Here is a 12,136-nt window from a genome sequence, read left to right on the forward strand (position 1 = left end):
GAAAAATCAGTTAAAAAGCAGGAAAAAGAAGCTGCCTAATTTTTAATCAGTCAAGGGCGTGTGTCAGGTGAATACTATCACTGTACAGCTAATCAAATATCCAGCGAAAAACTGAAAATCCTGGCAATCCAGGCATAGCAGTATCAGCTACTGGATTAATATCATCTTGATCAATAGTCCATCGGTCGGTACTGCCATCAATAACTGCAAGTGCCTCCAGCACAAATGTTGTAGCCGCTGAATTATTAACGGTAAGAGTATAAACACCCTTGTTAAAACTATTGACATTGGTATTACCAAATCCCGGTAATAGACAGATGGTATCACAATAGCGATTGTTTTCACTAAAAAACTGTTCCTGAGCCATCTGGCTGGCCTTCAACCCAATAATGGCATCAGATTGCCGGGCCCGGTTGAGGTAGTTTCTGTATAGTGGAATGGCTACGGTTGCTAGAACAGCTAAAATAGCGACCGTTATCATTAGCTCCACTAAAGTAAATCCTTGTTTTCCAAAGAAGTGTGATCGGGATTGTACACGTATCATTTTCATAGTACTCATATTGATTTCTCCTCCGTCATAGCCCTTCAGCACCACAAGCCATAGCTTCCAATCTTTTTTTGTGAGGATAGTCTGGATATAATTCCAACGCCTTATCAAAACTATGTAACGCTTCCCCCCTTTTATTTAAAGCCAGCAAATAAATACCACGATTAACCCAGAGTTGGGCATATTTTTCATCTAAAGCAACGGCTTTCTCTATTTCTGTTACAGCCTCAGCCACATCCCCCTCTTTATATAAAAACCACGAGTGCAATAATAACGCATCCGGGTTATCCGGTTGCATTGCTTTTGCTAATTCAAGAACATATTCAGTTACAAAGTTATCATTCAAGCCTACTTTTATCATAGAATAGCCTATGGCCATAATAAAATTGAATCTATTTGTAAATGGATGGTAAAAATACTTATCTTTAATCGTCCCCTTTACTTGCTGTATCTTGTCCAGGGATTTCAGGTAATAAATTTTTTCCTTGATTTCTTTACATTTTTCCGAAGCTGGTTGTCTACCTATACCATTGTCACAATACATAAGCGCTAGATCAAATTCATTAAGGCTAAAAAATATTTCTGCCATTTTTTCATCAGCGGCTGAAATACTTTCTGTATTTATCTTCATTTCAGGATTAAAAGAATAACCTTCTTGTAATGCTGTTGTTAGTGTGTAAAGAAAATAGTTTTCAAATTTTTTCGGATTCTCTAGTCGGCTATTGGCAAGTGAATACTGCAACCCTTTAAAATAGATTTCCAGGGCTGATTGATATTCATGTTCTAAAAAATAAAGGTGCCCCAAATTAAAAAGAAATAAAGGGTACGCATTTTTCTTGGCCTCCGGAGGTGCCTCCTGGAGAAAAGATTCAGCCCTTTCTATGGCTAACCGGTTGTTTCCCATCTTTGATAAGTTTGTGATTATGTTGCTTACCGAAACCCAATATTCCTCATAACCTTTTACCCCTAGTTCTAACGCTCGCTCACACGAAACAATTGCTTGTTCATATTTACCTTGATCAGCCAATGCCTTGGCCAAGTTCCCATGCACACGCGGTTTATTGGGAGCTTTTATAAGACAGTCCCTGTATAATGAAACCGAATCCTGCCAAACGATATTCCTAGCATACGTTAAAAGGGATAAACATGAAAACACTATGAGCATGAAGGAGACAAATAGCTTTCCATAGTCCAGGGAATTTTGTATAGGGAAAATTTTTGATTGAATCTCAATAAGCAACAAAACTAATGTACAGTAGAAACCAACTGAAGGGAGATATAAACGATGTTCAAATTTCAGTTCTAGAGGTATAATTGTTGATTCAATAAGTAAATGTAGAAAAAACCAAAAAATTCCAAAAGCTACCAAGGGATATTTCTCCCTTACTTTCCACGCTGCAAAAATAATCCCAAACAGAAAGATAAGGGAAAAAAGAGTGGACAATGGAGAGAAAAAAGAGGTTGAAAGCGCTACATCATGTTCCAAGTTTAAAAAACTCGGCATAGGTAACAATAAAAGAAAAATATAGGAGCTTACAATGCGCAGTTCAGTCAAAAGGCGCTCCGTAATGGTAAAATGTCGCGCCGCTGCAATAGCTATCATTCGAGGAGATATTTTATAATAGATAAACAACCCACAAGCTGCAATAAAAAACAAAACAATTATTTTATTTTTTTTAATAATTTTAATTGGATAGCTATCTTTAACAAACAGCAATTCCGTTAACAGGACAATGATAGGCAACGTTGCTGAAATCTGTTTACTTAACAACGCACATGCGCCACTCAGTATGAATAAAAAATACCACCATAATACTTTCTGATTAAATCCTTGGGTTAATTGTTTTACCCTACCTTTCAGGTAGCAACCGTAAGAAAAAATATAAAATAAAGCAGACATTGATGTCATACGCTGGACAAGATAGGTTACCGCGTTAGTCTGCACAGGGTTTAATGACCACAAACCAACAATAAAAACAACAACCATGGGGACAGGAACTGGTATTTCTCTTAAGAAAGATTCGTTGCTACGATTATGCAGCGAAAAAAGGGCATTCAACATAAAGAAAACTGACAACGTCGTCAATATATGAATAATAATATTCGTAATATGGAAGGCAATAACACTCCCCCCCCCCCACTGCAAGTCGACAGCGAAGGATAAAATAGGCAGAAAACGAGCAAACCCAAATTTGGTTTTTGTTAATTCAATGAAACTTTCAGGAGTATAAGAAAACCCTAAAATTTTGGGCTCCTTCACAAAACTATGAGAGTCATCCAATGTGAATGGCGCATAAAGGCTATTTGAATATGCCGATATAATAAAAATCAAAAGAAAACAAATAGATAAAAAAATTATTGTTTTCCGCGCACTACAAAAATTTTTTTTGATGTTCCCATAAAGTTTATACACAGTTTGCACAGTGATAGTATTCACCTGACACACTCGTCCAGAACAATTTAACGTTCGAAGCAGCAACAACCGGATTATAGCAACAACCAGAAAAGGGGATACCGACCAGAATCGGTATCCCCTTGTGGTCTAAGCATATACACGCTTATTTTTAGTCCATACCCAATGCGTCTGCAACGTTACCGCTGTAGTCCCAACCAACAATTTTACCATTATCAGTAGTAGCAGTAGCCGTAATAGTAACACCATAAGCCGCAGACAGAGCTCCAACCGTTGTGTTGGTAGAATCTGCCAAGTTAAAAATAAGCTGAAATGCTGCAGGTGTAATTGTTGTCAACGTTACATTGCGGGTGGAAGCGTCAGCCTGCATGACCGTTGTATCTCCAGCTGCGGGGAAAGCATCTGTCAAGGCATAGCGAGCTGCAACATTGGTTTCCACTGAGTGGATTGTCGGCAATACTGCACTGGCAAAGCGCGCCTTCTGGATATAGTTCTTGTACATGGGGATCGCCACGGCGGCGAGGATACCGATGATTGCCACAACAATCATCAACTCAATCAGGGTAAAACCTTTTTTGTTCTTGTGTACTTTCTTCATCACATTACTCCTCCTCATAAAAAATTGCAAAAACCTTACCGATACAAACAGATCCCTGTTCCTAAACTCCCTTTCGACGTCCTACTCAGGAAACTTTACCATTTTTTTTCGCCGTTTTTTCATACAACATGGAACGCTTGCAAAGACTGATCCAGCCAATAAAAAAAATGATAAATTCTGCTTAAAAAAATAACAGCTTTATTTTCAATATATTAAAAAGCATAGAAGAACTCCTTAAAGGAGCATAAGCAGCAACAAGGCAATTATTCAACCGGTAAATGACAAATCAGGGCAGTAGTAGTGACAAAAATTGTCACTGAGGAGGAAGGGGTGGTGAGTTCTCTTCAGGAAAATCCTGAAAAAGCTGCTCTTCCAGCTGATGGGCGGAGATGGGACGGGAAAACTCTTTTGGCTCTGTGCCTTCCCGGAAGCATTCAAAACTCTCCTGCTCGGTCTCGGGAGTAGCCAGCAAACCGGTTTTTTGATCAATTTTTGCAAAAACGATCCCCGGGGGGACGGGAAACGTCGTCTTGGGAAATTCCTTGAGTGCTTCCCGCATGAAGTCAACCCAGATGGGACAGGCCGCCCGGGAACCGGTTTCATGTTTACCCAGGGGTTTCAGGTCATCAAAACCAACCCAGACCCCGGTTACCAGCTGCGGCGCATAACCAAGAAACCAGGCATCATAATAATCGTTGGTAGTCCCGGTCTTGCCGGCCAGGGGGCGCTTGAGAACTCTGGCCCGCCGGCCGGTGCCCTGCTGCACCACACTTTCCATCATACTGGTCATCAAATAGGCTGTTTGCGGTGAAATCACCTGTTTCCGCGGCTCAGAAGCCGATGAAGCTGCACCTTGAAGCATGGCATTAGCGCCATCATCCCCCCCTAAGCCCCAGAAAGGCTCATTATCTTCAAGAATTTCCCCGTCCCGATTTTCTATCCTTTTAATATAAACCGGGCCCTCAAGGCGGCCGCCATTGGCAAAAACACCATAGGCACGGGTCAGCTCCATCAGCGAAACACCGGAAGAACCAAGGGCAAGGGTCAAATCCGCGTTTAGGGGCGAGGTTATGCCGAGTTTACTGGCATAATTGATCACCCGGGGAATGCCAGTCTTCTGCAGCACCTTGATGGTTACCAGGTTGCGGGAATGGATCAGTGCCTGGCGGAGGCTGGTGGGACCATAAAATTTCTGCTCGTAATTGCGCGGTTTCCATACCTGATCCCATTCCTCACTGTCCTGATAGATGATCGGACTATCGAGAAAAATACTGGCCGGTGTCAACCCGTGATCAAGACCGGCGGCATAGATAATCGGCTTGAAGGCTGATCCGGGGGAGCGGCGGGATTGGATAGCCCGATTGAATTCGCTCTCGGCAAACGATTTCCCGCCGACCATGCTGCGGACCATGCCGGTCTGGACATCCAGCGCCACCAGTGCTCCCTGGACCAGCGGTTCCTGGACCAGGCGAACGGCAACCGCCGCACCATTGCCAGCAGCAGCACCATCAGCGACCGCGATGATTTCCACCAGCACGACATCACCGGGCACAAAGGCAGCAGATGGACTTTTGATGGTTGCCCCGGGGAAAAGTGCACCATCAGGTGCAGGTCTCCGGGCCCATGAGCAATCTTTCAACGCCATGACCGCATCAAGCCCCCCGAGGGACAGCATCACGTTCTGCTGCTGGTCGTCAACCTGCTTCACCAGAGCTTTCATCTGCTGGCCGGCAGCCACCGGTAACGAACGGTGCTCATCCGCCAGCTGTTGTTCAAAAGTAGCAAAATCATCGGGAGAAACAATCTGGAGGGGACCCCGGTATCCCTGGCGCCGATCAAGAGCCCCAAGGCCTTTTATGATTGCATCCCTGGCGGCCTGCTGAAAGTCGAGGTTAACCGTGCTGTAGACCTGCAGCCCTTCTCTGTACAGAAGGTCATAGCCGTATTCTTTTTCAAGATAGCGGCGAATATGCTCGGTAAAATAGGGTGCCTTGATGAATGGTTCCCGGTGCTGCCTGATCTCCACCGGTGATGCCAGCGCCTCCCGGGACTCTGCCGCGGAGATATACCCCTCCTTCACCATCTGGCCAAGAACATATCTCTGCCGACGGGCTGCCAGCTCCGGGTTGGTCAGGGGGGAGTAGCGGTTTGGTGCCTTGGGCAAACCGGCAATAAGGGTCATTTCAGCCAGGGTGAGATCACGGGTTTTTTTGCCAAAATAGGTTTGGGAGGCAATTTCAACGCCATAGGCCCCATGCCCCAGGTAGATTTGGTTCAGGTAAAGGAAGAGAATTTCATCTTTGCTGAGATATTTTTCAATCCGATAGGCAAGAATGGCCTCTTTAATTTTACGCTTCAATTTGCGTTCCGGAGAAAGCAGCAGTGATTTGGTCACCTGCTGGGTGATGGTGCTGCCACCCTGAACCACCCGCCCAGCAGAAATATTTTTTATCAGCGCCCGCATAATACCCATAAAGTCCAGGCCCTGATGCTCATAAAAACGGGCGTCTTCACTGGCAATAAAGGCCTTTTTCAGCTGTTCGGGAATCTCCTCAATGGGGATAATTTTCCGTTTTTCCAGGTAGAACTGGCCGATAATCTTACCATTATCGGCATAAATTTCGGTAATGGTTGCCGGACGATAATCCCTTAAGGAGGTTATCCTTGGCAAATCACTGGCAAAGTAAAAATAGGTCCCCATGCCCACTGCCGCCGCCAGCACAAAGCCGGCAACCAGCAGAACAGCACAAAAAACCGCAAGACGCTTGAACATGTCAGTTCTCACCTGTCATGGAGATCATTACCCTCGGCATGATTACGCAGCTGTCTGGGTACGGGACGTTTTACGCCGGTCAACGGGCAGCGACACGGTTACCGCTGTGCCTTCACCTGGCTTGCTGGCAATGTCGATGCTGCCACCATGGGCTTCGACAATCAGATACGCTTTCGCCAGCCCGACCCCGACCCCGGACATTTTCGATGTTACGAAGGGGTTAAAAATTTCCCCCAGCTTATCATCCGGGATGCCGCAGCCCGTGTCACTGATACACAAAGAAACAAAGGCATGATCATAGGATGGGGAAATGGCTAGGGTTCCCTGCTCCGCCATGGCTTCAATACTGTTTTGCATAATGCTGCGGAACAGAACCTGCAGATCATTACTGTCCGCCCGCACCGGCGGTACGCCTGCAGACGGCTCAAAAACAACCCTGATCTTCCGGTCGCCAGGCAGTTGGGCGGCGAATTCATCCACCAAAGCCGAGAGAAAAGCATTAATATCAATCCGCGTCAAGCTCGTTTGATGATCTTTGACAAACTGCAGATACCCTTCGATATCGGCAACCATCCGCTCCAGACGCTGGATCTGCTCAATAACAATACGCACATATCTCTGCACACCGGGATCCTCTTTGAGCTTCTGCTGGAGTCGATTGGCAAAACCGGCCATAATCAGCACAGGATTCCTCACTTCATGGGCAATCCCCTCCACCAGCTTTCCCAAAGATGCCAACTTTTCCATCTCCAGCAGGTTTTCCTCCAGAAGCTTTTGCTCGGCAAGATCCCTGACCACCATAACGCATCCGGAAAGCACCCCGGCAGAATCTATCCGGGACATAGCAATCTGCGCTGGAAATGGTTTCTGAGCAGCGGTATGTAGAGTGACTTCACGGCTGTACCTGCCGTTGCCCACCGCTTTGGCTAGCAGCAGATCAACAAGCAGGTCACCGCTGCCAGCTGCAAAAATCAGCGAAAGGGGTTGTCCCACCAGAAAATCCTGCTCATAACCAAACAGTTTTTCCGCTGCCGGGTTGCAGAACACCACCCTGCCAGCGAGATCAAAGGAAATGACCGGATCACTGATGGCGGAGGCCAGCAACGCCTGATGGCGCATCTGCGAATCCCCCGCCAGCGGCTCCCCCTGATAGGCGTTGAAACTGGTCACAACACGGGAAGCAGCCAGTGAAGCCGCCCCCTGTTTAGTAAGATAGTCCCACCCACCCGCCTTAATGATTCGGGCCGCCCGCTCGGGTTCGGCATTCGCTGATAGGACAATAACCGGGACTCTGAGTTTTTCCCGATGAAGAAAGACCAGCAGGTCCTCGACCTTACCATCCGACAGTTCGACCTCACTGATAATAGCCTCAATGGGAAAGTCGGCAAAAAGAGCATAGGCTTGACTAAGTCGCGGGACAAGATGAACCTGCTGGCAAACGCCTGCCAGGTGTTCCCGCAGAGCATCGCTGTACGGCGAGACCGCATCCAACAGCAACAGGTGGGAGATATGATTCGGGCCGGTGGTCATGAACGTTAGAAAACCTGGCTAACATGGGAGCAGTCCCAAGAAACCTTCAAAACTAGCCGCAGCAGGTCAGACCGCTGAAGCTGAAGGCACCGGATTGGCCATTTCCGCCAGCCAGGGCATGGGCATATGAATGGTAAAACCCACATTGCCATCAGCTTTACGGTCAATATGCATCTGGCCGCCATGGGCCTGGATAATGGAACGTGCCAAATAAAGGCCGGAATCGGTCAGATGATCAGCAACCGTGGTAAGTTTTTTCGGTTCATCCAAGCGTTCCCGCAAAGCCGCTCGCCGGCTATCCTGAAAACCATCACCATGCTCATCTATCCGTAACTCGAACAAACGAGCACTGGCACCGGCTGATGTTGGCGATTGACTACCGGGAACGGTGACGATATCAGTCTTAACCAGCACCTTGCCCCGTTCACCGGCCAGAACCATAGCCAGATTAAGCAGATGGGCCAGGGCATGGCCCAATTTATGCTCATCAAAAGTCAGCAATGGCAAGGGAGCACGAAAATCACTGACTATGGCAATCTCTTTTTTTTCGGCCCGCTCGGCAACCATCTCCAGCAATTCCAGCAACATCTTCTCCATATTGCTTCGGCTTGGACTCACCTGCAGATGTTCCTCCTCCATGTCCATCAGTTTGGCGGATTCTTTAAGCAGGGTCAGGGCGTTTTTGCCACTCTGGTAGATTTCCCGGACAAGTTTCTCAATCTCGGTCCGGTCAGCAGGCAGATTATGCACCAAGTGAGACGAATAGCCGATGATTGCTGCAAGAGGGGATTTCATATCTTCAGCGACCATGTTCATCAACTCGATGCGGGCCTGCTTCAGCCGTTCATGCTCCATTAGCGAACGAGTAAGCTTGAGATTGTTTTCCCCCAGCTTCTTGTTTGAATCCTGCAGAATTCTGAAATACGATTTTTTGCTCGGAAGTCCCAGTTCGGTATCCACCAGCAGTGCCTCAAGATTTCTGCTGGTCCGTAGCAGCAGGCTGTCAACAACTTTTTCCTGCAGCCCAAAGAGATTCAACACCATTGATTTGAGATAGACGGTTTTAAAACCATCCTCACCCAGAACAAAGATACTGGCAACCACCGATCCCAGGTGAACAAATTCCCCCAGTATTTTGACACCGTCATCTTCCAAGTCAGTGAGGACATCAAGGTTATGGTGCAATGCGATAACGCCAATATATTCTTCAGGAAGATTCCAAAGTTGGGCAAGGGCAACACCGGCTTCCGTATGATCAACACCAAATAAGGCCTTTTCAGCAACGCTGCGGTCACCTTTGCCACCGTCCTCTTTGCGGGCAACTTTCCGATAGAGAAGCGGATCAATTTCCCAGAGAATCAGGGAGCCAAGATCTGCCAGGAGACCGGCAATAAACACTTTCTCAGGCGCCGGATAACCAACCTGCTGGGCGAAGAGCCGGGCAGCGATAGCGGTATACAATGAATGTTCCCAGAAACTCTTCAAAGCCGGGTTGCCGGAGGTTTTGCTGTTCATAATGTCCATAACCGCCAGACTCAAAACAACATTTTTAACCACCTCTACCCCCAGGAGAGCAATGCCGTGGGATACCGTGGTGACTTTCTCCCGTAAGCCATAGAATGGCGAATTGATCAGTTTCAAGAGATAGGCCGTTATGGCTGGGTCTTCCATGACAATGTCAGCAATATCTTTGGCTGACGTCTGGTCGTCCATGCTGATTTCCATCAGCTTCATCGCCACCTGCGGCAATTTAGGCAGTTTATCCAGGCCGGCAACAATCTGTAGAATTTCATCTCGTGTCATCGCCACTCTCCCACTGACCGGAAAGCATTACGTTCTCTCACTATAAGGACAAGTCATCCTTATAACATCCGCTTTAAGGAAAGTAAAGAAACAGCTCCCATTCCTGCACGCTGGTCATCTATGAGGGGCAAGCAAACGCGCCAGGCGGCACAATTCATCAACGCTCATCGTTTCCGGACGGCAATCGGGAGAGAAACCGTTATGCTGCAGCAGTTCGACCAGTTGCTGCCGGGATAAGGTCAACCGGCAACCCAGCAGGGGATTAACAATTTTTTTCCGGCGCTGACTGAATAAACGGTTAACTATCTCCCCCAGCCATTGCCCATCAACCATTTCGCAGCGCCGGGACGTAAGGAACTCCAGGGTAATAACCCGCGACCACACCTGTGGCGGTGGATAAAAACAGGCTGGGGAAACCTTGAAACCGGAAAAAATATGTGCGGCCAATGAAACCATAACCGACAACCGACCATAGTTCTTGCTGCCGGGAGCTGCCAGCAGACGGACGGCAACTTCATCCTGAACCATAAGAACCGCCCGGCTGAAAAGATGGCGCTGATCAATTAGCGAAAAAACTATTGGGGTCGTAATATTGTAGGGGATATTGGCAACCACCAGAAATCTGCTGAAATCCGGATTACCATAGTCAAGGATTGCAGGAAGATCACATTTTAGAATATCGTCGGGAACCAGGGTGAATTGATCGGGAAAAGCGCCGGCAAAACGTTGCTTAAGAACCGGAATGAGTTCGGCATCGGTTTCAATGGCAGTCACCGCGGCGCCGGCCCGCAAAAGGGCCTCGGTCAGCACTCCGTTGCCCGGGCCAATTTCCAGCACCGGCATACCGGGAAGGATCGCCGCCAGGTCGATAATTTTCCGGACGATGTTGCCATCCTGGAGAAAATGCTGACCGAGTTTCTTTTTGTGGCGGTGTCCACCTTTGCTGGTAACAGACATGGAAAAACTATTCCTCTGAGGAACCTGCCGGCTTATGGTTTTGCCGGACCATGGTAATGACCATCTGGGCAAGGGGAAAACTGATCAGCGCCAACGTCAAACCGATGAGGTGGCCGCCAAGCAGCAGCGGCCAAGCCACCTGGCTGCCGGCCTGAATAATATCACGCAAACTATGGAGGTTTGCCGGAAAAGGAATATCGGCACCAAGGAGCAGCTCGCCAACTCTGAAATCGAGATAGAGAATGGGAATCAGGGAGACAGGATTGCATACCCAGCTGGCTAAAACCGCTGCCAGGCGGTTGCCACGCAGAAGAAAAGCCAGGGCTATCGCCAAGGCTGTATGGATGCCGAGCAGAGGGGAAAAGGCGACGAAAATTCCGGCGGCAAGCCCCCGGGCAACCGTTGCCGGGTCATCAGTGCTGCCGAGCAGCATCCTTACCATGGAACGAAGTCGAGGTTTTTTCATAAACGCAGTCGGGAGACAGCATTGAGCTGCCAGCCATCTACCTGTCCACGCCGGTGCCGTTGTCGCCCCACAAGCCCTATCATGGCCGCATTGTCAGTGCATAAAATCGGCGGCGCTGCAAACACCTCAATACCCAGTGCGCCGGCCGCCTGTGACAAATGCCGGCGAACTGCCCCATTGCAGGAAACACCGCCGGCCAAGGCAATTGATTGAACCCCATAACGGTCAGCGGCCTGCAATGCCTTACGGGTCAACACATCACACACAGATTCCTGGAATGCCGCCGCAACGGCAGGAATAAGGCTGGAAAGTTCATCAGGATGTTTTTCGAGAAACGTACGGACTGCAGTTTTCAGACCACTGAAGCTGAAATCCAGGGAGTCAGAAGCTAGATAAGCGCGCGGGAAAACGATCCCCTGACTGCCACCCTGACGTGCCAGCTGTTCAATAATCGGCCCCCCCGGGTAGCCAAGGCCGAGCATTTTTGCCACCTTATCAAAGGCTTCACCGGCGGCATCATCAATGGTCCGCCCCAGCAACTGATAGTCATGCCAGCCGCGCACCAGGTAAAGGCTAGTGTGCCCGCCGGAAACCACTAAGCCGATAAAAGGAAAATCCGGGTGGTTCTCAGCCAGCATGATGGACATCAAATGCCCTTCAACATGGTTCACCCCCACCAGCGGCAGGTCAAGGCCAAAAGCGAGGGATTTGGCGTAGGAGATACCCACCAGTAGTGAACCAACCAGTCCCGGTCCACAGGTGACGCAGATTCTTCCCAGATCAGCAAACCGAACTGCCGCTGTTTCCAGAGCCTGGTTCACTACCCAGTCAATATTTTCCAGGTGTTTGCGGGATGCCAGCTCCGGGACGACACCGCCATAGATGCAGTGAACATCGACCTGACTGGAAATGATATTGGCACGGATCTTCCTGTCGTACTCAACAACGGCGGCACACGTATCATCACATGATGTTTCAATGGCAAACGTCAGCATAGCGGCACATTATCCCATTTATACTCGGCAAACAAGTGATTTTTCCAGCCCTTC

Annotated in this window: 9 protein-coding genes; all 9 read right to left on the reverse strand. The window is 48.3% G+C overall.

Features of this window, described 5'->3' with window-relative positions; translation table 11 throughout:
* Window positions 1-88: 88 nt before the first annotated feature.
* The 9 genes from JXO50_02980 to tsaD all read right to left on the reverse strand — a co-directional run bounded on the left by JXO50_02980 (window position 89) and on the right by tsaD (window position 12,082).
* A complete protein-coding gene (locus JXO50_02980; protein MBN2332049.1) occupies window positions 89-559 on the reverse strand; it encodes a prepilin-type N-terminal cleavage/methylation domain-containing protein in 471 nt (156 codons plus the stop codon).
* A gap of 16 nt (window positions 560-575) precedes the next feature.
* Window positions 576-2,984, reverse strand: a complete 2,409-nt coding sequence (locus JXO50_02985; protein MBN2332050.1) for a tetratricopeptide repeat protein — start codon at window positions 2,982-2,984, stop codon at window positions 576-578.
* A 127-nt stretch (window positions 2,985-3,111) separates the two neighbouring features.
* The gene (locus tag JXO50_02990) at window positions 3,112-3,558 is read right to left on the reverse strand and encodes a prepilin-type N-terminal cleavage/methylation domain-containing protein (protein ID MBN2332051.1); all 447 of its coding nucleotides are present in this window, start codon (window positions 3,556-3,558) and stop codon (window positions 3,112-3,114) included.
* 313 nt (window positions 3,559-3,871) lie between these two features.
* Complete coding sequence (locus JXO50_02995; protein MBN2332052.1) at window positions 3,872-6,331, reverse strand: PBP1A family penicillin-binding protein; 2,460 nt, start codon at window positions 6,329-6,331, stop codon at window positions 3,872-3,874.
* A 42-nt stretch (window positions 6,332-6,373) separates the two neighbouring features.
* Entirely contained in the window at window positions 6,374-7,861 is a 1,488-nt protein-coding gene (locus JXO50_03000; protein ID MBN2332053.1) for a PAS domain S-box protein, read from the reverse strand.
* A gap of 66 nt (window positions 7,862-7,927) precedes the next feature.
* Window positions 7,928-9,664 carry an HDOD domain-containing protein gene (locus JXO50_03005; GenBank protein ID MBN2332054.1) on the reverse strand — a complete coding sequence of 579 codons (1,737 nt, stop codon included), beginning with the start codon at window positions 9,662-9,664 and terminating at the stop codon, window positions 7,928-7,930.
* Between the two features lie 114 nt (window positions 9,665-9,778).
* Window positions 9,779-10,621, reverse strand: coding sequence for a ribosomal RNA small subunit methyltransferase A (rsmA, locus tag JXO50_03010; protein ID MBN2332055.1), 843 nt, complete (start codon window positions 10,619-10,621; stop codon window positions 9,779-9,781).
* Between the two features lie 7 nt (window positions 10,622-10,628).
* On the reverse strand, window positions 10,629-11,087 hold the full coding sequence (locus JXO50_03015; protein MBN2332056.1) for a DUF2062 domain-containing protein: 459 nt from the start codon (window positions 11,085-11,087) through the stop codon (window positions 10,629-10,631).
* A complete protein-coding gene (gene tsaD, locus JXO50_03020) occupies window positions 11,084-12,082 on the reverse strand; it encodes a tRNA (adenosine(37)-N6)-threonylcarbamoyltransferase complex transferase subunit TsaD (protein ID MBN2332057.1) in 999 nt (332 codons plus the stop codon). The genes JXO50_03015 and tsaD overlap by 4 nt, the downstream gene beginning before the upstream one ends.
* Between the last annotated feature and the right edge of the window lie 54 nt (window positions 12,083-12,136).

This window comes from Candidatus Anaeroferrophillus wilburensis (assembly GCA_016934315.1).
Classification (GTDB): Bacteria; Desulfobacterota; Anaeroferrophillalia; order Anaeroferrophillales; family Anaeroferrophillaceae; genus Anaeroferrophillus; species Anaeroferrophillus wilburensis.

Coding starts and splice junctions, on each gene's coding strand:
- JXO50_02980 (MBN2332049.1), bottom strand. CDS start 559: ATGAGTACTATGAAAATGATACGTGTACAATCCCGATCACACTTCTTT.
- tsaD (MBN2332057.1), bottom strand. CDS start 12,082: ATGCTGACGTTTGCCATTGAAACATCATGTGATGATACGTGTGCCGCC.
- JXO50_02995 (MBN2332052.1), bottom strand. CDS start 6,331: ATGTTCAAGCGTCTTGCGGTTTTTTGTGCTGTTCTGCTGGTTGCCGGC.
- rsmA (MBN2332055.1), bottom strand. CDS start 10,621: ATGTCTGTTACCAGCAAAGGTGGACACCGCCACAAAAAGAAACTCGGT.
- JXO50_03005 (MBN2332054.1), bottom strand. CDS start 9,664: ATGACACGAGATGAAATTCTACAGATTGTTGCCGGCCTGGATAAACTG.
- JXO50_03015 (MBN2332056.1), bottom strand. CDS start 11,087: ATGAAAAAACCTCGACTTCGTTCCATGGTAAGGATGCTGCTCGGCAGC.
- JXO50_02990 (MBN2332051.1), bottom strand. CDS start 3,558: ATGAAGAAAGTACACAAGAACAAAAAAGGTTTTACCCTGATTGAGTTG.
- JXO50_03000 (MBN2332053.1), bottom strand. CDS start 7,861: ATGACCACCGGCCCGAATCATATCTCCCACCTGTTGCTGTTGGATGCG.